The following is a 20,939-nucleotide window of genomic DNA, read 5'->3' as shown; positions in this document are numbered from 1 at the left end:
AAATTTGGGGTTGATAAAAAATTGATTCAATATTCTGAATTTAAACATCTTGAATTCGTTAAACAAATCAATATCCACGCCAAATATAGTAAAAATTTATTATAGGATTTTACAGGTTATAAGTTCTTTGAATTGTGAAATTAAGGTTCGGATTTTATACCTGTAAGGTTTTAAAAACCTTGCAGGAAACATATCGAAACCTGACAGGTTTTGAAAACCTATCAGGTTTATTAGCTTACTCTTTCGCCATCTTTACTTTAAATTCATTTTCAACATTCTGATAAGCGTCGTTACTGACATCGTAAACTACTTTATCAATTGTACCGTCTGCAAAATCGAATTTTGCTTTATATTGTTTGCTTACCGGATCACCGCTGTCACGACCTATACATAAACCTTCACCTGATAATGCATAATGCCCCGCCTGCGTACGGAATGGTTTTTCATCTGCCACTTTTCCGTCTATATAAAGCTTCATTTTTCCTAATGTCTCATTTTTTTCGCTCATTTTTTCTTTTACAAATTCAACTCCTACGATATGTTTTCCACTTGCAGGCAATGAAGCCGTTAAAACCTGCTCTGGTGCAAGACCAAGGAAATTATATACATAAGTAAGTTTTCCATCTTTAGCAAATAAGCTGTAACCTCCAAAACGCGATCCCTGAGAAACGATAACGCCTTTTGTGTTTTTTGTTAATTCTAATTCTGCCAAAAATTTAAAAGAACGTCCCAAAGTTGGCGCTGCAGAAGCTTCCGGTACTTCTGTAGTTCCCGGATAATAAATAAAACGACCATCAGCAGGAACTTCTTTGTGATATTCTAATTTGTGAAATTCAGGAATCGATAGATCACTTAATGGCAGTACATTATATTTTTTTGCTTCATCCATCCAAACCTGTTGCAGCTCTTTTAGTTTATCAGGATATTTTGCCGCAAGATCTGTCGATTCTGATCGGTCAGCATCTACATGGTACAATTCCCATTGGTCTTTATCAAAATTTCCAATATTTACGGGCAATGCGCCATGAATTGCTGTTGCTTTCCAGCCCTCTTTCCAAATACCTCTTGTACCCACCATTTCATAGTATTGAACTTTCTTGGCTGTTGGCGCTTTTGCATTATCAAAACTGCTTCTCATAGAAACACCCGCAAGAGGCGTTTGCTTCACACCGTCTACAACGCCTGGCATCGTTACACCGCAGGCATCTAATATGGTAGGCACAATATCTGTACAGTGATAATATTGGCTTCTAATTTCTCCTTTTGCTTTAATGCCTTTTGGCCATGAGATTACAAGTGGATCTGCTGTACCACCGCTGTATCCTGAATATCTTTTAAACATTTTAAATGGTGTAGAAAATGCTGCCGCCCATCCTGTTGGATAATGATTATACGTATCCTCTGAACCTAGTTTATCAATCATGCTTAAATTAACCTTTATATCATCCGGATAGGCATTAAAAAAATTATTTTCATTTACAGATCCGTTTGGAGATCCTTCTCCCGAAGCGCCATTATCAGCACAATACATAATTAAAGTATTATCAAATTGTCCTGAATTTTTCAGGTATGTTATGACACGCCCAACTTCGGCATCCGTAAATTCAGAATAAGCGGCATAAACTTCTGCCATTCGGCTAAATAATTTCTTTTCATCTGCCGAAAGGCTGTTCCACGGTCTTACAATATCGCTTTCTGCAAATTTACCTTTTGGCATAGGGTTTAAAGGCGTAAGTTTTGTTTCTTTTGGAAGAATGCCTTTGTCGATCATGCGTTTTAAAACCCAGTCTCTGTACGCTTCGTAGCCATCGTCAAATTTACCTTTGTACTTGGCGATATAATCAGCAGGCGCGTGATGCGGTGCGTGATTGGCTCCCGGATTATACCACATAAACCAAGGTTTATCTGGTTTTGATTGTTTTGAATCCTGAATATAAGCAATGGCTTTATCGGCAAGATCTTTACTTAAATGGTAGCCTTCTTCCGGCTGTTTTGGCTGATCTATAAAATGGTTGTCTTCTATAAGACTTGGATACCACTGATTGGTTTCTCCTCCTATAAAACCGTAAAATCGGTCGAAACCAAGCCCAAGCGGCCAGCGCTCTTTTGATGAAGCCATATCCAGCGCATCAACCGGAACGTTATGGTTTTTACCGATCCAGAATGTAGACCATCCCGCCTGACGAAGCACTGTGGCGAGCGTAGCATTTTCTTTTGGAATATGCCCGCTGTAACCCGGAAATCCGACAGCAGATTCTGAAATAGAACCAAATCCGTTTTGATGATGATTACGTCCTGTTAATAATGTAGAGCGCGTTGGCGAACATACCGATGTCGTATGCCATTGCGTATACGTAAGTCCGTTTTTTGCCAAATCGTCCATAACAGGCATATTAATTCGCCCTCCATAAGGCGACCACGCTGCAAAACCAGTATCATCATATAAAATGATAAGAACATTTGGAGCGTCTTTTGGCGCTTTTGGCTCTAGAAATGCAGGCCAGTCAGGTTTTGAATCCCGAATATCTAATTTAATATCTCCGCCAAATTTCTTTTCTCCCGGCTTTTGTGCCATAACTGTTGTACAGTATAATAAAATGAGAATCTTTAAAATTTTCATGATTGTATAGTTTAAGGTTACATAGATCCTTTTAACAACTGATAATGAAGCTTTAAATAGTAGATTAAAATTAATTATTAGTGTATTTTATAGCTGTAATTAAAAGTAAAATCATGTTGCAGATTGTAATTTGGAACGAATTAATGTGTAAAACTTGCCAATGATGGATTAATCCCGAAGCTTCGGGACATCTTTACACTATATTTTGTTCCTGCGGAATTATTGTATATTTACAATCACGAGTCAAATGCTGACATGAATAAATATTTTTCAAAAAACACTATCTAATTTGTATGGAGCTGTCCGTATTACAAGCTTATAATTTTGACTATTACAACGTAGAGAAAGCAAATAATCCAGATCATTATTTTAAAGCCGTACATGTTTATAAATTTAATGTAGACGAAAATCGGTATATGGTAACGGTTGAGGAATACCAGCATCATTTTTATGTGCTTAAATTTTGTCTTGAAAATCACCGTGACAATCACGATAAATTTAATGTACTTATTAATATTGGACATGCTAAAGCAAGAAAGGTTCTCTTAACCTGCGTAAAAATTGGAATGTCAATTTATGAGCAAAATCCCCTTGCTTCATTTGGTTTTATTGCAAGTCCAACGACCGAAGAATTAGGTAAAACGGGATTTAATGCAACCAAACGTCTTTTGGTTTATAAACACTTTACAGAATCCTTTTTTCATCCTGAAAATTTTACGCATTCCTATTCCCAAGAACAAAGTTCATATCTCGTACTTAATAAAAATTACGAACAACAAGAACCAAATGCAATGCAAAAAATAACAGAAATGCTTAAAGCAGATGTGGCGAGAATTGTGAATTGTTAATTGTGAAATGTTAAATGTGAATTGTTAAATGTTAAATGTGAATTGTGAGTTTCGGGGGAAAAATCTAATCCCGAAGCTTCGTGTCTAATGTCTATAATCTATAATCTATAATCTATAATCTAAAATTAAAAATATCCAGCCTAAATAGTTTATATGCCTATTTTGACTGGATATTTTATATTAAAACGAATATTTAAATTGAATGTTAGTTACCAAAAACGTTATGTAACTCCTCTACAATTCCAATATATTGTTTTTTAATGCTGTTAATGCTATAATAATTTTCCGGTTTCCAGTTTGGTTTCCAGTTGCTGCTGCTAAAACTATAAACGTTTAAATCTTTCATGGCTTTTATGGCATGATCAAGATGTTCGTTGATGTTTTTTATAGAGGCAACATTCGTACTAATACTTTGACCTTGCCATGAAGATGAAATATCTTTTGCGGCATCAAATCGAACAGGATAAAGTATCATATCGCCTTTTTTCAATACGCGCTTGTCCATATCTACCGTAAGTTTAGCGGCAACCAACGGATTTTTAGAAAATATGGCTCCATCACTTGTCACTTGATTTAACAACATTTGAGAAGGTCCAAAACCATACACATCTCCGGCAGGTGTAATAAATGGAATCACTTTTAAAAAGGAACTAAAAGCACTGTAATTTTTAGGTAAAAAAGAACAGTCTTCCATTTTATACCATACTCTCGTATATCCAACGTGATCTGTTTTGGTAATTGTACTCGTAATAGACGTTTTACCATCATACATTACTCCCAATCCTAACTCTGCGCTGCGCAAAAATTTAATTTCGTTCCATTTTGTGTAAATCTTTTTTGCATCGTTGCTCAAATCATCATAAGCCAATTTTATAACATCTGCGTTATCAAAATTATCTCTGATAAATCCTGCCTGATGGCTGAATGAAGCTGCAATTTGCGAAAAAGGAGACATTTTAAAATCGGTATTTGAAATTCCGCTGGCGTCAAGCATATAATACGTTTTTCCTAAAGTTAGAAAATCCTGAAGTATACATTGCTTTTTAATAATTCCCTGTGTCGAACTTGTATCGTCTATGGCGTTTAAATAACCGGTCGCCATCCACGGAAATATATCCGGCCAATTACTAATCCATGTGCCAAGTACGGTAAAACTATCATCTTTTTTTTGTGAATCAGGTTTTTTAACATCCTTGGTTTCCAACTGTCCGATTGCTTTAAAACTTTCGTTAACACTTGCTCTTAATTGTAAAAGATCATCTTCGAGCACATCCAAATTATTGGCGGCAACGTCATTTCTAAGTTCAACAACAGCCTCCGGATTTGCCCTTTGTGCAGAACGTCTTAAAAATTCGTCTAATGTTAAACCGCTTTCTGTTTGTTTGGCTTTTTCATAAGCAGATGCCTTTGCAAAAGCTTCTAAACTATCTAAACTCGTGATTTCTTTTATTTTATCCGTAACCTTTGGGTCTTTTGCAGGTGTTTTAAATTCCGGTACTTTTGGCGGATCTTTCACTGTACTAACCTGAGGCGCTTTTTCAAGCAGGCTGATCGAGCTAATTTCGCTAAAAGCCTTGCCTTCTACAATTTCACTCCATTTAGTAACTTGTGCCTGAACACAGCCTCCACTTGACCATGAACCTGTTTTTACATCAACTTTCGATTCTCTTTTAGAATTGCTTCCATCATAAGCGGCTTCTACCGTTATGGCTTTACCAACGCCGGAATAAGTGAAGTTTCCTTTGCTGCCATATTTCCAGCTGCTTTCGCCAGATGAAGAGCTCATTTCTAAAGAAACCGTTCCCATACCTCCCCAAACAACACCAACGACAATTCCGTCGCCATGTTCCTTAAAAAAAAGCTGAACAGATTTTACCCATTCTTCAACAAGTTTAACAATTTCAGGATGTTTTGCCGGTTCCTGCATAAGGAGTAATAAGTTACCGGTTCCTACTTTTTTCATCAACGCATTATATTTGTCTAATGCTTCCATTGCCATTTCTTTCGGACTTTCCTGCAAAGCATTGATAAAATCCTCTGCTTTTAGCTCGTTAAAATTTACATACTCTACGCCAGACAGCATTTGTACATTATAATTAACAGCCACTTTCTTGGTCAGTTCTGCAACAGAATTACCTGCATAAACAGATAATCCGGCATTAACACTTGCAAGTCCGGATATTCCGTATGATCCCGAAACACCCACTGAACCCTGATTTAAACTGTCTGTATAAGCATACGAACTGCCTCCGGTCATGGTTTGTTTCACCTCTTTATCAGGAATCATTCTGGTAATAGGTGCTTTTATTACAGTTGCCTGAAATAGTCCTGAATTGCCTCTGATAATACTTCCTACTTCAACCCCGTAAAAAGGATTAATTGCGCCTGCGCCAGTAGCTTCCTTTAGGGTTTCCTTTAGGGTTTCCTTTGTGGTTTCCTTTGTATTTTCCATACTATTTGTAAATTAGTTATTGTGTAGAAATAGGTTTTTATATAATCTCGTGATGATTATAATTTGATACAAGTAATTGTAACGTTACCTATCGCTCCTGAACTTGTATTACCACCATCGCGGCTTGTACTATAAGCGGTTTTAGTGGCTTCAACCTGAGTCCAGCCAAAATTATTATCCTTTTTCCCCCATGGACAATCCCAATTAAATCTTCCAATTTTGGTATCTCCGTCATACAGGTCAAAACTACCTTCTGTTCCAGACGAAGCATCTGATCTTCCACAAGAATTAACCGAGGCAGTTTTACCCGAAGCCACTGTTATTTTATTGATTTCATCAGAACTAATTTCTTTGTCTTTATTCCCTGATTCGTAAAATTTGCCCCAACTTAATGATGCGTTTTGTACTTTTAAGGTCATGTTCTCTGATACAAGCTTTACTTCAATCCATTGTGCGTATGCCATAATAATTTAATTTTAGTTTTCCTACTTCTTGGCCTTTCGGATATTGCCTCGTTTTTTTTAAGTGGGTTCTGCTCCACTATTTTTATTTAGGATAAATGTAAACTGAATTGAAACTGACATTCTATTAATTGTTACGAATGGACTTTTTTTGGGTATGACGGATTCATTTATTGTTATAAGCAGAAAATGGCTTTATTATATTTTTCAGATTCACAATTCATGCAGCTAACTTGCACAACTCTTTCGGGAAAGTCCCTAAAAACAAAAATCCCATTTCTTTCGAAATGGGATTTTTTTATTCTGTTTAAACAATTTGAACGCATAAATAAAGCCGCTCAAATGCCTTTGAAACTATAGTTTAATCAAATTATTTAACAATCAATTTTTTAGAAACATTAAAATCGTTGGAACTAATTGTAACCACATAAATTCCTGCGGCTAAATCATGATTAATTTTTGAAGATGTGTTTAGTTTTCTTACCAAAACCTTTCTTCCGCTAATATCAGTAACGGTTATTGTTGCCATCTCATCTGCTTTTAATTCCGGCAAAACAATATTAAATTCCTTATTGATTGAAGGGTTTGGATAAATACTAACAAACGTATTATTCTCTGCCGCTACCTCTGTTTCATTCACTCTTTTTGATGTTGAGGTAGTTTGAAATTGCCATTGCGCACTTTCCCAATTGTTCTGACCTCCAACATATTGAGCAGAACCATTCAGGTTTTCAATATGAATCATACTTCCTGTCTGCCATCTGTTTTTAATTCTCACCCACGTAACATCAACATTTTCTGTCGACCATTGCGCACTATACCAACCTGTTGATCCTGCAGTACATTGCACCGCGCCAGTCAGGTTTTCGATATGCATTATATCTCCCGTACCTACATTTTTTAAAATATAATATGTGGCATCAATGGCAACTTTCTCCCATTTGTAGTTATTGTTGGCAACAGTTGCGCCATATCCTACATTGGCTCCGGCATCGTATAAATAATTACCTGTCCATCTGTTTTTAATAGTAAAGTAATTTCCTGTCGCCGTGTTAACCGTAATTGCTGCCGTGCTTGTTTTATTTCCATCAGCCGTTGTTACTGTAATTGTTGCGGTTCCGTTGGCAATTGCCGTCACCAAACCTGAAGAATTAACCGTTGCCACGCCCGTATTGTTTGATGCATAACTAACCGCTTTATTCGTCGCATTCGATGGTAAAACTGTTGGAGTTAATTGTTGTGTTGCGCCCACAGCCAATGTTGCCGATGCTGGGCTAAGACTCACGCTTGTTACCGCTACGTTTGATGAATTTACGGTAATTACAGCAGTTGCCGTTTTGTTACCATCCTGCGTTGTAACCGTTATCGTTGCAGATCCCGAAGCAATTGCAGTAACTAAACCTGAACCATTTACAGTTGCCACACCCGTATTATTAGAACTATAAGTTACTGTTTTGTTCGTGGCATTTGCCGGAGCAACAGTTGGTGTTAGTTGCTGAGTTGCGCCAACGCCCAAAGTAGCTGTGGTTGGCGTAACCGTAATTCCTGTAACCGCAATTGGAGTACTTGAACAATTACTTCCTGCTGTCCATGAAAATGTGCCAATGGCGCTAATTTCTTCATTTGCCGTAGCATTACCGCCTCTGTTAGAATAATTCATATTGCAATACGTACCATTTCCGGCAGGAGAGCCTGCTATAAGTACAAAAAAACCTCTGCCCCAATTTCTGTTAAGCGCATTATTATTTGGATATTCCTTGCCTGTTCCGTTAACTGTAATATCTTTAAAACTAAGATTATAAATACCATCTCCCGATCTTTTACTGATCGAAATAGCATCATTTCTTGAATCTAAAATATCGATATTATAAAGCTGAACGTTTTTAACCTGAGATCCCGCATTAGTCGCGCTAAAAATATCCACAGCCGCAACCGGATTATTATACGTATCATTAAAAGTTCCGCATGCTGTTACCGTAATATCGTGAATTTCATGCATTCCGTCATTATTAAATGGCGCTCCCGGAAAATTATTACTAACTCTGATACCCGCTTCAAGATTGTCTTTTATAATTAAATTGTAGCCTTTGTTATTTTTTCCGCCGTAAATAGCCAAACCACAAGCACGCCAGCAGTTTTCTGACGTATTGTATCTAAACGTATTATTGATACATTCCAGTCCGTCAGCAGACCAAATCGCCTGATCGTCATCGCCATTGTTTCTAAAATTACAATGCTCTACAACTGAATTTGCAGTTCCTTTGCAAAGGTTAATCCCATCGGCATAATTATTTCTAAAACGGCAATGCGATAAAGTAAATCCATCAGCAATTGCCGGACCTCCCGTATTATATTGTGCAATCCAGGCGCCACATTCAAAATGTTCTGCCCAAATATTTCTTACCGTAGAACCACTTGTAAAAACGCCATTTATAGCTTTATAAGAATTACTTCTTGAAGCTGAATTTGTCGTTAAATAAAGATCCGTAAACGAAATGTTACTTGCATTGGCACGTAATCCACCATTTAAACTGCTTGTGTTAGTAAAATTAATTTGCGTATACCACATTCCCGCACCTATTAAAGAAGTATTGGCAGAACCAAAATACAATTCGCGATTCACGTTATAAACTCCACTCGGAACAAATATTTTTTTACCGCCGTTTGCATCAATAAAAGTTTGAAGATCACTTCCGTTTCCGGTATACGTTACAGAACCGGCTGGTGCAGTAACGGCCGTTGGAACTGGTTCCATCTCAGCAAAATCCAAGTGAATATTTCCTGATTCTCTCACCAGTTTTAAAGTTCCCGATACCGCTATTTTAGCAGGAAGTTTGTAGCGTACTTCGTCAAATCGCATTCTTGGGTTTTGATTCGTGATTCCGTTATTATTTGGATTTCCGTTACTCCACAAATATTCCCACGACCAGGTCGAAGTCAAAGTCAGCGTTGTCAACTTTGTGTTGCCGTTATACACGCCTACAGTTCCAGATTGTCCGTCAGGAACACTGTATCGAATTACAAGTCCGTCAGCGGCTTCAGTAAGCGTCCATTGAACTGTAGCGTTCGTAGCGGACAAATTAACACATTGCTGATCTGACGCTTCAGACTGAAGATCAGACTGAACATATGATTTTGAAGTAACCGCAGCACCATTAGACAGTTGTCCTGTGTTTGCTTCATACCTTTTATATGGCGCATCATAATAACCACGCTGCGCATATAAATTTGAAGTTAAGAGCACAAAAAACACCAATATAAGGTGGCAATAATTGTCTCTTTTAAAAAAAATAGCATGTAATTTGTTTCTCATAATTTCGGTTTTTTTAAATTAGTTTGTTTCCTACAAAAAGGACATAACGAAACTATACTTAAAAAAGACGTTTAAAAAAAGATGCGAGAAAAATCAAGATTAATACAACGATTTCGACAGTATAATTAATTAATAATCAATATATTAGATATTTTGATAAAATAAAAAATCAAGAAGAAATATAGATACGAATTTTGCAATTTAAGGCAAATGAAATGAGAATGTGAAAAAAATTAACATTGTTTGCAAATACATTCATATTTTTTCATACCTAATTTTTTCAAAATGATAATAAAGTTTATATCTTATTTGATTGATGAAGTATAAAATTCATTTCTGTCGTAAAAGATGAAATCTATTTTAAAATAATTAAAAACTTTTGACATACCGATCGGTATTTGTGTTATATTTGTTTGAATTTAATTCTATATACAATGAATACTTCTGAATTTATACTTGATAAAGTGGCGCCTATATTTAACAAACAAGGATATATTGGAACTAGTTTAACGGACATGACAAATGCAACCGGCATGACAAAAGGGGCTATTTATTGCAACTTTTCGAATAAAGAAGATTTAGCCTTACAATCATTTCAACACAATATAAATTTGGCGATAACACCTTTATTTCAATTAGTTGCCGCTACAGAAGGCAGTTTGAATAAGCTGTATGCCATAACAAAGTACCAGCGCAGCTATTATGATTTAGTCAAAGACAGAGGCGGATGCCCAATGTTACGCGCGGGAGTTGACACAAAATTCATCAATCCGCCATTATTTAAAGCAGCACAAAAATTATCTCAAAAATTTACCAGCGGTTTAACCCACATCATTAGCGATGGAATTGCTAAAAATGAAATTCAGCAAAACATTGATCCGGTTAAGTATGCAAAAATAATTTTATCATTAATTGAAGGAAGTTCACTTCTCGCCTTTACACATAATGATCAAAGTTATATCACTAACGCAATGGAGTTTATAGATAACAGCTTAATTGAAAGCATTAAGAAATAAAAATTTTTTAATCCGTCACATACCGATCGGTATCTGATATAATATACAGACAAAATGGAAAAAGTATTAAAATCAAAAAGAAAAATCAGGTTTCAGGATTGCGATCCTTTTAATCACTTAAACAACTCAAAGTATCTGGAATACTTTATCAATGTACGCGAAGATCAAATTGCAGAACATTACGATCTTGATGTATTTAAATACTTAAAAACGACCGGATTGAGCTGGGTTGTTGCCTCAAATCAAATAAGTTATGTAAAACCGGCTTTTACAATGGAAACCGTATTAATTGAATCACAATTAATACAATACACAAATAATCTTTTGCTTGTTGAAATGAAAATGTGGAATGAAGAAGAAACGGAGTTAAAAGCGATTTTATGGATAAAGTTTATTCAGTATAATATTCAAACGAAAAAAGCCGCCAATCATTCTGATGAATTGATGCAATTATTTCAATCTGTTGTTGTGCCTGTCGATCAGCCTGTTTTCGAAAACAGAGTTTTGGAAATTATTCAGAAATTAAAAACTACAACAACTGCATAAACCAGAAACTTTACGGCAAATTATCAGAAAAGTTGAATCTAATAAAAAGGTCCCAAATGTTGCATCTGAGACCTTTTTGTTTTTTATTTTTTTTCTTCATTATTCAACTTGTCATCCAAATCAGGTTGTTCACCTTTAAATTTGTGCGTGTCAACATCATAATTTTCATCGTTTGTTAAAACTTCATCATGATCTTTATATTGATGTTTTCTCATATCACTTCGATTATCAGCGCCACCTTTTTTAGTGTCATTCTGATTTTGATTATTTGTGTTCATAATTTCTACGTTTTAAATTTCAAATAAAGTTAATCGAATACTGCACGTAAATGCTTATACAATCAGATGTAAAAGTTATAAAATACCACTTCTATTATTGTAATCTCTGCACTTATTTTTGCTTATTTTTGTATACTCACAAAACAATCAAATGAAACGTTCCGGCACAGCAGATCTTCCTTTACATTATGGCCATGTTCCATTATGGCTTGCCGAACGAATGTCGAAACTTGGTTTTGCAATTGTAGAAACGATTGCAATGGAATTTTCGACTGCCGAAGTAATCAGCAAATTAAGCAATCCTTTTTGGTTTCAAAGTTTTGGCGCCGTGATGGGCATGGACTGGCATTCTTCAGGAATTACAACTTCTGTACTTGGCGCACTAAAAAAATCTGTAAACCCGCACTCAAAAGAACTTGGAATTTATATTTGCGGTGGCAAAGGAAAACATTCGATGTTAACGCCACAGGAACTTTTATTTGTGGGCGAAAAAACGGGGCTTGACGGTAATAATCTTGCTAATTGCAGCAGGCTTACCGCAAAAGTTGACAATACAGCCATTCAGGACGGATTTCAATTGTACCAGCATAATTTTATTGTTGATAATAAAGGACAATGGGCTGTTATTCAGCAAGGAATGAACCCGAATTCTAAAACGGCACGACGATATCATTGGCATTCACAAGATTTAAAGTCTTTTATAAACGAGCCTCACACTTTTATTTATGGCGAAAATCAAGGTACTATTTTAAATCTTACCGCTCAGGCAGCTACAAAATCCCGAGAAGGAATTTTAGAATTATCGAAGGAATCTCCAACAAAAATCATGAAAGAAATGCAGTATCTTTCTATGCCTGCGCATCATGATGTTAGAATGGAAGATGTGAATATGAAAAGACTTGGCGCGATGCTCTGGACAACGCATGAAAATAAACCGGAAGATTTTGAAGAATTATTGCTTTTAAAAGGAATGGGACCAAGAGCTTTGCAATCATTAGCGCTGGTTAGTGAAATCATTTACGGCACTCCAACCCGATTTGAAGATCCTGCACGATTTTCTTTCGCTCACGGAGGAAAAGACGGACATCCGTTTCCTGTTCCGGTAAAAATATATGACGAGACAATTGATACTTTGCAAAGGGCAATAAATCGTGCCAAAATTGGGAATAGTGATAAAATACAGGCGATTCAGAAATTATCTGAAATATCAAGAAAAGCCGAAGAAAGTTTTACGCCCAACACTAACTTTGATGCATTGATTCAAAGAGAACGGGATGAATCGCACAAATACGGCGGAAGAACTATTTTTGACGATGCTAAACCTCCTAAAAAAAGACCTGAAAATCCCAACAATCAACTGGAATTATTTTAGGAATTAAAAGAATCAACGCTAAATGTTGTGGAGAAACATTTAAAAAATTTATAATTACTACTTATTTTTTTACCACAGAGAACGCTAAGTTTTTTCACTCTTAGCTTTATAAAAAACACAAAGTTCACAAAGCTTTGCATTAATTTAGCTTTGCGAACTTTGTGTTTTTCGAAAGTATTCTTGGATAAAATCTTTGTGTTCTCTGTGGTAATTTTTTCTATTTCTAAAGGTTTTAAAATTAACCCAATTAAAAATAAAATTTTTACAAAAAAAACCTCCAAAATCAAATGACTCTGGAGGTTTATATTTTTTTGATGTGCTCTGTTACTCGTTTAAGTCGTTGAACTCATGTAATGATTTCAATGTGCTTTCGTAGAATAAAATTGCAGCAATAAGATTTCCTTTATCAGAATAAGGCATCATTTTTCTTTGAAAATCTACCGTAGTATCAAGAAAAGTTGTTGTTCCTTCTGCTTGTAAATCTAATATTTTTTTGTGCTCACCATCGTCCGGAATACCTAAGTCAGCCATTGTTACACCTGGTTTAGTAACCAAAGCGATATAAGGTAAAGTTTTCACTAAAACCTTGATACGTTCAATGTATAATTCTAAAAGTTCTCCTTTTTGCATACCACTCAATTCTTTTTGATCATGGTATTTGCGGATTAGGGCTGTTGTACTGATAATACTTCTTGGAGCATTTTTTGCTTGTGCTGAAACTGCAGCAGTCGTTAAGAAGAAAAGGACGCTTAGTATAAAAATTTTGCTTTTCATTTTCGTAGATCTAATTGGTTCTTGGTTAGGACAAAAATATACAAATTAACTTAAATTACAACTTTATTGATTTCTTTTTGTCAAAAAAAATTAACTATCCGCATTCTATCATTCTATAACGCCCTCAGAAGTCGTTGTTTCTTGGGGAATCTCAGGAATTTTATAGTTGTTTTTTATTGATTCAGGTGACCTAATTATTCTAAAACGCCCCGGATATTTTATCCAAATGCTTTTTTTGTTGCCATAATAGTCCATAAATTCTTCACAAACAAAAACGGCATGTGCTGTTGACCACGCAACAACGCCACAAAATTCATTTCCGGATTGTCGTTTTAACTTTTGCACTTGTTTGCCTTTTTCAAATCCCAGATATTTATAAATGGTTGGCGTATATACCGTACCATCTTCTAAATCTTCTAGTGCTTTATCAAAAGTAGACTCTTTGTCGATAATTTGTTTGTATTTTGCCATTACGGCGTACGCCAGTATCGCATAATCTGTTATTTCTTCGCTCTCGCAATTGTCTTTAATATAGACAAAACCGGCAGAAAATGTGGCTTTTTCTATTTCAGCATTATTCAGATTAAATGTTGCATTATTTTTTAAGGTGATTTTGTATAAACTATCGTTTACTTTTTCAGTTATAAAAAGATTGTCTAATCCATAAACGTTTAAAGCAGCTTTAATTAAAGCGATCGACGAACAATTTGTTCGTTCTCCTTGTTTAAAGCTGTCAAATATTTTATCTGAACTCAATTGTGAGTACGAATTGGAATAAACAAATATGAAAAATAAAAATATTGAACTAATAGATTTCATTGTCTTTGGCTTTTATAATTGCTTTCCAAATTTATTTTTGAGAATATTTTTGGAAATATAGATTTTACAAATCTATAAAAATCAAGTCATAGTTTTTTTTTCTTCTTAACTTTTATTAAAAATTATATCGATTTCCAGACTGAAATTACTTTATAAAATGATATTATGCTGTGGCTGCGGTATTTCCGGTAAATTATTTTCTCCCAACATTTCTTTAAGATCGATTTCTATTATTTTAGAAATTTTAGAAATCGGAACATCATTGGGGCTTCCTTCAAAAGGATTTTCGGTACTCTCGCCCACTTGTACCAAAGAAATGTACATCCACGAAATAATTACGCTAAACGGAATAACAAACCAAACCATATTTCCGTTCATAACGCCGCTTACTGTTTCGTTCAGTTTGTCAAATTCTTTTAATAAACCAAATGGAAGAAGAAAACAAAAAAGACGAACCAATAAGGTATTAATAATAGCGTATTGTCTGGGATATGGTGAATCTTTTAATTGCTCGCTTCTGCCCTGCTGCAAATAAAAATCTTTAATTGTTCTTTGAAAATCAACAAATTGAAGCACGATAATTTCCTGATTTTCATATAACTCTTTTAACGTCTTACTTTGAAGCGACATAATTTGCGAAGCTTTGTTTTTAGTTTTCAGAATATATTCTAATTCATTTGCGGAAAGAAATTTAGATAATTCTTTCTCTAAATCTGTTTCTTTCTCCGGAATCGAATAATACTGCTGATATTCTTCATTATGCTTTTTATGCGTTGTCTCCCAAACCCGAAATGATCGCATTTCATAACGCAATGCCGTAAGCCATGCAATATGCCTGTAAATAAGCAATTTTGATTTTTCAGGATTATTTAGAAAATCCCTGCTCATGATTCCCCAGGATCTGCTTGATCCCAAAATAGTCGTCCAGATTTGCTGTGCTTCAACAGTTCTGTTATACGTTTGCGTATTTTTAAAACCCACAATAAAAGCCGTTGCAGTTCCTAATAATGCTATTGCTGTCCAGGAAATACCAAGCCATTTCAAATCTAAACATTCGTATAAAACAGTTGGTATAACACTTATTATGATTAATACGTAGAGACTTTTTCTTGTCCAGACAATGAATTCTAAAAGCTTATATGATTTTCCTGTGTACATTTTTATTAGAATTAGTATGATACATTTTTAGAATTTTGACTGGATTTTAATTGTTTTTTGTTTAAGATATAGCATCGTAATTTTCGTCTTCGTCGTCCTCAAAAGGCTGATCCTGCATATGAATTGTTTCGTCTAATAATTCGCATCCGTCAGTTGTATCGTGATGATGAAAAATTTCTTCGCCATTCATTTCATTAGTGTAAGCTGTCGGTTTTGACAAGCCCAATAATTGTAAAAAATTGATAATTTTCATGATTTCTATTTTTAATTGTTGATTGTTAATTATTGATTGTTTAAACGGGTTTAATTACTTTTCTGGTTTTGCCTTCAATTTCTATAAAACCCATTTTTCCTTTTTTGTAATTTTCATCGGCATTTGCCAATGCTTCTTCAGAATCCATGACCATTGCTCCTTTAGAAAATAATTGTTCATGTAACGGTTTACCCGAAATCAGCAATAACTGACAATTTGTAATTCCGATGAATTTTAGAGGCTCATCAAAATTAGATTCTGCCATTGCCATGACCATTCCTTCTTCAATTTCTGTCGTAGTCTGGCTGGTGATAAAATCAAAATAACCTTCGATTGCAAATACAGTTCCTGACCATTGTGCCGGAAGCTGGTGCGAAAATTCTTTTCCTGCTTCTATAAAAATATGCAGTAATGTGAGTTCATCCGGAGTTTCAACCTTATTGGTTACGTTTCCCGTTTCACCGCAAACGACTCTTACCCGAACGCCTTCTTCTTTTATTTCGGGAATTTTAGCTTTGTCAATAAAAACACTTTTCGGGTCTTCTTGTTTTTTATGGGCAGGAATATTTACGAACAGCTGTAATCCTTCAACAGTTGCCCCATCCGGAACCGGAAATTCTGAATGTACAACACCTTTTCCGGCGTATGTCCAAAGCAGACTTCCTGGAGTAATTACAATATTATTGCCGCGGGAATCTATACTATGGTAAGGAGCTGAATTTTCGAAAACATAACTGATAGCGGACATTCCGGCATGAGGATGTGGTCCGAAAATATCCTTTTTTAACTCAAAATGATCGAACCCGATAATAGGATCCATAAGTCCGTCAAAATCTTTTGCTCTGGCTTTTCTGGCAAAAAACTGTTCATCTCCCTGAACTTCGGGCGTGATTACTGTTGATAATACTAACTTGTTCATGCTGTTTTATTTAAAGGTTTAAAATTGCATCGCCGCCCATTGAGTTGCCGTGTTGTTGATCAGAATTTCGCTAATGCGCTGACGTAGGGATTTTAATGTGCACGAACGGGTGGAAAGTGCACGCCCATTACAACCGCCTCGACAAACTGCCTACCCGTCGTCTTCGTTTCAACGGGCATCGAAGCCATTTATATTTTTGATTATGCTCTTTGCGGACGGTTAGGAAACCATTCTTCAAAAGTGATTGTTCCTAATTTTGCAGTTTCGGCAGGAACAAGTGTAAGTTCTTCAAGAGGCGCTCCAAAATACAACGCTTTTTCATCTGAAATAACCTGAAGCGGATTACCTGTTTTTGTTAAATAAGTTTGTAAAAGCTCAGAAAGTTTAAAACGTTCCGGTCCACCAATTTCAACAATTCCGTTTGATGGATTTCCAAGTGCAAGATCTACAACCATAGAAGCAACATCTTCTGAAGCAATAGGCTGAATTTTTGCCGGAGAAATAGTAACACTTTCGCCTTCATGTGCAGATGCTACAATTCCGCCAAGAAACTCCATAAATTGTGTAGAATGAATAATAGTAAATGGTACTCCTGCTTTTCTAATTAAGTTTTCCTGTGCTTGTTTGGCTCTGAAATAACCGCTTTCCTGCAAACGGTCTGTTCCTACTACCGAAAGTGCAATATGATGTTTTACTCCTGCGTTGATTTCTGCTGCTAATAAGTTTCTTCCTGAAGTTTCAAAAAATTCTAACACTTCTTTATCTGCAAATGATGGAGAGTTTGCCAAATCAATTACGATATCGGTATTGGTTACTGCTTCTGCAAGTCCTTCGCCTGTAATCGTGTTAATGCCTGTCGATGGTGCTGCCGATATTACGTTGTGTCCCTGATCGCGTAATTTGTTTACTACTTTTGTTCCAATTAATCCTGTTCCGCCAATTACTAAAATTTTCATGATTTCTGTTTTTAAATTGTTATAAATGATTTTCACTTTAGTAATAGCCAATTTGCGTGCCATTGAATTAAATCACTAATAATCAATTAGTTACAACAAAATACATGTTTCGAATTTCATTTTATAAAGGGAAATCATTTTGGTTTTCACTTTATATAGTGAAAATCCAAGATTTGATATTGAATTTATTTTTAAGAAAGAATAAAAAAATGCCTGTCACTTTTTAGAGACAGGCATTTAAATGTTTGGTATGATTATTTTAACACATAGAAACATAGATTTTGTTGCTTAAAAAAGACGTTTCACTTATTTAAAACAAATCCCGACGCTTCGGGACTATGTGTGGAAGAAACATGTTTCTATGTGTTTGACTTTTTTACGGATAAAATCATCTTTCTATGTGTTTCACTTTTTACAAATTACATCTAACAACTCTGTTAACTAAAAATATTCTGATTTAGTGATAGCGAGTTTTTTCATTTTAGAATGCAGTGTATTCCCCGGAATATCCAGAACTTCTGCAGCTCCGCCAACGCCGGAGATTTTTCCGTTACATCTTTTTAGGGCGCTGATTATAAAAAGACGTTCCATTTCTTCAAGCGATTTACTAAATATGTTTTCTTCTGCATCATTTTTTTCTGTTTTTTTAGGAAGATACACTTCGCGCAGCACATTGTCTGTTGTCATAAGTACGCTTCGCTCAATAAGATGTTCCAGTTCACGTACATTTCCCGGCCATAAATAACTATGCAGTTGCTGCAATGCTTTTGGAGCAATTCGGTTGATATTTTTGCCGTTGTTTTTATTGTATTTCGCAACAAAAAAATTAGCCAGTGCTTCAACATCTTCCATTCTTTCCCGCAGTGAAGGCAAATAAATAGGAAAAACATTCAATCGATAAAAAAGATCTGATCGAAAACGACCTGCGGCTACTTCTTCTTCTAAATTACGGTTTGTGGCTGCAATAATTCTCACATCTACTTTTATAGTCTCTTTTCCTCCTACCCGTTCGAGTTCCCGTTCCTGAATAACACGTAATAATTTTACTTGTGCTTCAAGCGGCATCTCACCTATTTCATCGAGAAATAAAGTGCTGTTATTCGCCAGTTCAAACTTTCCTATTCGTCTGTCTGTTGCTCCGGTAAAAGCTCCTTTTTCATGACCAAATAATTCACTTTCAATTAAATTCGCCGGCATTGCTGCGCAGTTTACTTTAATCATTAATTTATCTTTTCGGTGGGATGCGTTATGTATCGCGCGCGCAATCAATTCTTTACCCGTTCCTGTTTCTCCAAGAATTAAAACCGTCGAATTAGATTCAGCAACCAATGACATTAAGTGATATACTTTTTGCATTTGCTCTCCGCTTCCTATAATTTCGCTAAAATTGTAAATATTTTTGATTTGTTCTTTCAAATACACATTTTCGTGCTCAAGCTGCTGTCTGTACAAAAGCAGTTTTTCATTGACTTGTATGTTGGCAATAGCAACTGAAATCTGCGAGCATATTCCTTTTAATATGGAAGGATTTAACTGATCGGCCAAAAGCCACATGGTACCAACATTTGAAGTTCCTACTTTTAATAACGCTCCGTAAGCATTTTCAAAACCAACCTTTTTCCAAAGTTGTGCAAAACCTGAATTTGTAAGTCTCAATTCTTCTTCGACATTAAAAACAACAGTACTGCCGCTTTTAATTACCTGAGCGGTATATGGCTCATGAATATCGAGTTTTATTGCCGCCATTTTATCAAAATCTATTTCGGCTTTTTCAAACAAAGTTTTGTCAAACATATACGAACTCAAACCTATTGCGTCATCATCAAAAATGTTGAGCATTGCCAGTTTTGTATTCAGCAAATCGCGAAGCACATTAATTATTGCCTTTTCTAAATCGTTTTTCGTTCTAATTCCGGCTATTTCATTGCTAAATTGCAGCAAAACGGCTTGTTCCTTATTTTTGCTTTCTAATTGTTCATTGGCAATAATATTTGACATTGCTGTAGAAATTTGCGAGCAAATACCCTGTAACAGCGAAATATTAATTTCTTCAATGGCCAGCCATAACATTCCTAACACAATATCGCCATTGCGAAGTGCAATACCCACCATTCTTTTATAACCCAAATTTTTCCAAAAGAAAAGATAAGGCGCCTGGATGCCTCGGTCTATTTCAATATCTACATTAAAAAGCAGCGGTATATAACTTTCTAAAACTCTGTTTTGCAAACCGTCGTTTATAGGAAATTTTGATGCTAATAGTTCCTGCAAAACAGGATTATCTTTTGTAGTAATGCTTTCATCATAAATATACGAACTCAGCGTTGTTCCGTCATCATTTAATTTACGTATGACATATCCCTGCAGCGGATTTATTTGTTTTAATGCGGTACGAACCGCAATAGCAAGATCTTCTTTGTTTCTCACTTCTGAAATATCATTGCTGAAATCAAGAAGAAATGATTTTTCCTTTTCTTTTTTCTCTAACTCTTCATTTTTGATAATGTTAGAAACAGCTGTAGAAAGCTGTGGTGCAATTCCTTTTATGATATTGCGAAACTCTTTTGTAAAGCTGTCTGTTTTATCAGAATAAACATGAATAAAACCAAGTGGTTTATCTTCTGTCCATAAAGTTGCCATTAATATATCGCGAATGCCTCCTTCATAACTAACCTGCAAAAAGGAAGGACTCTCAGGTTTATCCTTAACATCTTCTAGCAAAAAAGATATTGGATTTTCTGAGGCAAGAACTACTTTTATAAAAGGTTCATTAAGGGTAAAATGTGTTTTTTGCAGTTTAGCATAAGCATTCTTTTCTAAAATGTCATCGGCAGCCTTGTCGAGCAAAAAACCCTTATACGTTTTGTCTTTGTGATCTATTATGGTAACCACAGTATGAGTAAAATAGTAAAGGCTTTTTAATCTTTTGGATAAAAGAAAAATCAGGTCTTTTTTCTCTCTTACTTTGGTAATATCTTTTCCTAATTCTAATAGAATTGTGGTTTCATTTTCGAGTAAATTCTTTTCAGAATTTTGTAAAGGATTCCCTATATCACGCAACGGTAAATCTTTATTAATTAAATCATCACTATTTTTAGTTTTTTTCATTTTGCCGGTACTTTCATAAAGATCAACATAAAGACCCATTTTTATG

The 20,939-nt window shown here is 35.3% G+C and carries 16 protein-coding genes; 4 read left to right on the top strand and 12 right to left on the bottom strand.

Translation table 11 applies throughout. The features are described from left to right. Nucleotides 1-235 precede the first annotated feature (235 nt). A complete protein-coding gene (locus OLM54_RS05105; protein ID WP_264537523.1) occupies nucleotides 236-2,620 on the bottom strand; it encodes an arylsulfatase in 2,385 nt (794 codons plus the stop codon). Between the two features lie 293 nt (nucleotides 2,621-2,913). Between OLM54_RS05105 and OLM54_RS05100 the strand changes: the two genes are divergently transcribed. Beyond that, a complete protein-coding gene (locus OLM54_RS05100) occupies nucleotides 2,914-3,468 on the top strand; it encodes a hypothetical protein (protein WP_264537522.1) in 555 nt (184 codons plus the stop codon). A 205-nt stretch (nucleotides 3,469-3,673) separates the two neighbouring features. Here the strand turns inward: OLM54_RS05100 and OLM54_RS05095 are convergent, their stop codons facing one another. The 3 genes from OLM54_RS05095 to OLM54_RS05085 form a co-directional block, all read right to left on the bottom strand. Continuing rightward, nucleotides 3,674-5,920, bottom strand: coding sequence for a hypothetical protein (locus OLM54_RS05095; RefSeq protein WP_264537521.1), 2,247 nt, complete (start codon nucleotides 5,918-5,920; stop codon nucleotides 3,674-3,676). A 56-nt stretch (nucleotides 5,921-5,976) separates the two neighbouring features. After that, nucleotides 5,977-6,384, bottom strand: a complete 408-nt coding sequence (locus OLM54_RS05090) for an aegerolysin family protein (RefSeq protein WP_264537520.1) — start codon at nucleotides 6,382-6,384, stop codon at nucleotides 5,977-5,979. 367 nt (nucleotides 6,385-6,751) lie between these two features. Beyond that, nucleotides 6,752-9,694 (bottom strand): Ig-like domain-containing protein, encoded by a 2,943-nt coding sequence (locus OLM54_RS05085; RefSeq protein WP_264537519.1) that lies wholly within the window; start codon nucleotides 9,692-9,694, stop codon nucleotides 6,752-6,754. 434 nt (nucleotides 9,695-10,128) lie between these two features. Here OLM54_RS05085 and OLM54_RS05080 point away from each other — a divergent pair, with 434 nt between their 5' ends. Both OLM54_RS05080 and OLM54_RS05075 read left to right on the top strand, forming a co-directional pair. Continuing rightward, entirely contained in the window at nucleotides 10,129-10,710 is a 582-nt protein-coding gene (locus OLM54_RS05080) for a TetR/AcrR family transcriptional regulator (protein WP_264537518.1), read from the top strand. A gap of 54 nt (nucleotides 10,711-10,764) precedes the next feature. Continuing rightward, nucleotides 10,765-11,256: an acyl-CoA thioesterase gene (locus OLM54_RS05075; protein WP_264537517.1), complete on the top strand. Its 492-nt coding sequence runs from the start codon at nucleotides 10,765-10,767 to the stop codon at nucleotides 11,254-11,256. 83 nt (nucleotides 11,257-11,339) lie between these two features. Here OLM54_RS05075 and OLM54_RS05070 read toward each other — a convergent pair whose 3' ends face one another. After that, a complete protein-coding gene (locus tag OLM54_RS05070) occupies nucleotides 11,340-11,534 on the bottom strand; it encodes a hypothetical protein (RefSeq protein ID WP_264537516.1) in 195 nt (64 codons plus the stop codon). A gap of 151 nt (nucleotides 11,535-11,685) precedes the next feature. On the opposite strand from OLM54_RS05070, the gene OLM54_RS05065 reads away from it, so the two are divergent. Then, the gene (locus tag OLM54_RS05065; RefSeq protein ID WP_264537515.1) at nucleotides 11,686-12,906 is read left to right on the top strand and encodes a DUF763 domain-containing protein; all 1,221 of its coding nucleotides are present in this window, start codon (nucleotides 11,686-11,688) and stop codon (nucleotides 12,904-12,906) included. Between the two features lie 324 nt (nucleotides 12,907-13,230). Here OLM54_RS05065 and OLM54_RS05060 read toward each other — a convergent pair whose 3' ends face one another. The 7 genes from OLM54_RS05060 to OLM54_RS05030 all read right to left on the bottom strand — a co-directional run bounded on the left by OLM54_RS05060 (nucleotide 13,231) and on the right by OLM54_RS05030 (nucleotide 20,893). Continuing rightward, nucleotides 13,231-13,680: a hypothetical protein gene (locus tag OLM54_RS05060; RefSeq protein ID WP_264537514.1), complete on the bottom strand. Its 450-nt coding sequence runs from the start codon at nucleotides 13,678-13,680 to the stop codon at nucleotides 13,231-13,233. A gap of 108 nt (nucleotides 13,681-13,788) precedes the next feature. Beyond that, entirely contained in the window at nucleotides 13,789-14,499 is a 711-nt protein-coding gene (locus tag OLM54_RS05055) for a hypothetical protein (protein ID WP_264537513.1), read from the bottom strand. A 150-nt stretch (nucleotides 14,500-14,649) separates the two neighbouring features. Further along, the gene (locus OLM54_RS05050; protein ID WP_264537512.1) at nucleotides 14,650-15,657 is read right to left on the bottom strand and encodes a bestrophin family protein; all 1,008 of its coding nucleotides are present in this window, start codon (nucleotides 15,655-15,657) and stop codon (nucleotides 14,650-14,652) included. A gap of 61 nt (nucleotides 15,658-15,718) precedes the next feature. Next, nucleotides 15,719-15,910, bottom strand: a complete 192-nt coding sequence (locus OLM54_RS05045) for a hypothetical protein (RefSeq protein WP_264537511.1) — start codon at nucleotides 15,908-15,910, stop codon at nucleotides 15,719-15,721. A gap of 40 nt (nucleotides 15,911-15,950) precedes the next feature. After that, nucleotides 15,951-16,829, bottom strand: coding sequence for a pirin family protein (locus OLM54_RS05040; protein WP_264537510.1), 879 nt, complete (start codon nucleotides 16,827-16,829; stop codon nucleotides 15,951-15,953). A 200-nt stretch (nucleotides 16,830-17,029) separates the two neighbouring features. Next, nucleotides 17,030-17,785, bottom strand: a complete 756-nt coding sequence (locus OLM54_RS05035; protein WP_264537509.1) for an SDR family oxidoreductase — start codon at nucleotides 17,783-17,785, stop codon at nucleotides 17,030-17,032. 441 nt (nucleotides 17,786-18,226) lie between these two features. Beyond that, complete coding sequence (locus OLM54_RS05030; RefSeq protein WP_264537508.1) at nucleotides 18,227-20,893, bottom strand: sigma 54-interacting transcriptional regulator; 2,667 nt, start codon at nucleotides 20,891-20,893, stop codon at nucleotides 18,227-18,229. Nucleotides 20,894-20,939 lie beyond the last annotated feature (46 nt).

This window comes from Flavobacterium sp. N1736 (genome assembly GCF_025947065.1).
Taxonomy (GTDB): domain Bacteria; phylum Bacteroidota; class Bacteroidia; order Flavobacteriales; family Flavobacteriaceae; genus Flavobacterium.
The sequence above is the reverse complement of the archived record's forward strand: the minus strand, read 5'-3'. Positions and strand labels throughout refer to the sequence as shown.

Bases quoted from the DNA above. Each gene is read 5' to 3' on its own strand.
- OLM54_RS05085 (WP_264537519.1), bottom strand. From the start codon at position 9,694: ATGAGAAACAAATTACATGCTATTTTTTTTAAAAGAGACAATTATTGC.
- OLM54_RS05035 (WP_264537509.1), bottom strand. From the start codon at position 17,785: ATGAAAATTTTAGTAATTGGCGGAACAGGATTAATTGGAACAAAAGTA.
- OLM54_RS05065 (WP_264537515.1), top strand. From the start codon at position 11,686: ATGAAACGTTCCGGCACAGCAGATCTTCCTTTACATTATGGCCATGTT.
- OLM54_RS05105 (WP_264537523.1), bottom strand. From the start codon at position 2,620: ATGAAAATTTTAAAGATTCTCATTTTATTATACTGTACAACAGTTATG.
- OLM54_RS05100 (WP_264537522.1), top strand. From the start codon at position 2,914: ATGGAGCTGTCCGTATTACAAGCTTATAATTTTGACTATTACAACGTA.
- OLM54_RS05030 (WP_264537508.1), bottom strand. From the start codon at position 20,893: ATGAAAAAAACTAAAAATAGTGATGATTTAATTAATAAAGATTTACCG.
- OLM54_RS05095 (WP_264537521.1), bottom strand. From the start codon at position 5,920: ATGGAAAATACAAAGGAAACCACAAAGGAAACCCTAAAGGAAACCCTA.
- OLM54_RS05055 (WP_264537513.1), bottom strand. From the start codon at position 14,499: ATGAAATCTATTAGTTCAATATTTTTATTTTTCATATTTGTTTATTCC.
- OLM54_RS05080 (WP_264537518.1), top strand. From the start codon at position 10,129: ATGAATACTTCTGAATTTATACTTGATAAAGTGGCGCCTATATTTAAC.
- OLM54_RS05040 (WP_264537510.1), bottom strand. From the start codon at position 16,829: ATGAACAAGTTAGTATTATCAACAGTAATCACGCCCGAAGTTCAGGGA.
- OLM54_RS05050 (WP_264537512.1), bottom strand. From the start codon at position 15,657: ATGTACACAGGAAAATCATATAAGCTTTTAGAATTCATTGTCTGGACA.
- OLM54_RS05075 (WP_264537517.1), top strand. From the start codon at position 10,765: ATGGAAAAAGTATTAAAATCAAAAAGAAAAATCAGGTTTCAGGATTGC.
- OLM54_RS05070 (WP_264537516.1), bottom strand. From the start codon at position 11,534: ATGAACACAAATAATCAAAATCAGAATGACACTAAAAAAGGTGGCGCT.
- OLM54_RS05060 (WP_264537514.1), bottom strand. From the start codon at position 13,680: ATGAAAAGCAAAATTTTTATACTAAGCGTCCTTTTCTTCTTAACGACT.
- OLM54_RS05045 (WP_264537511.1), bottom strand. From the start codon at position 15,910: ATGAAAATTATCAATTTTTTACAATTATTGGGCTTGTCAAAACCGACA.
- OLM54_RS05090 (WP_264537520.1), bottom strand. From the start codon at position 6,384: ATGGCATACGCACAATGGATTGAAGTAAAGCTTGTATCAGAGAACATG.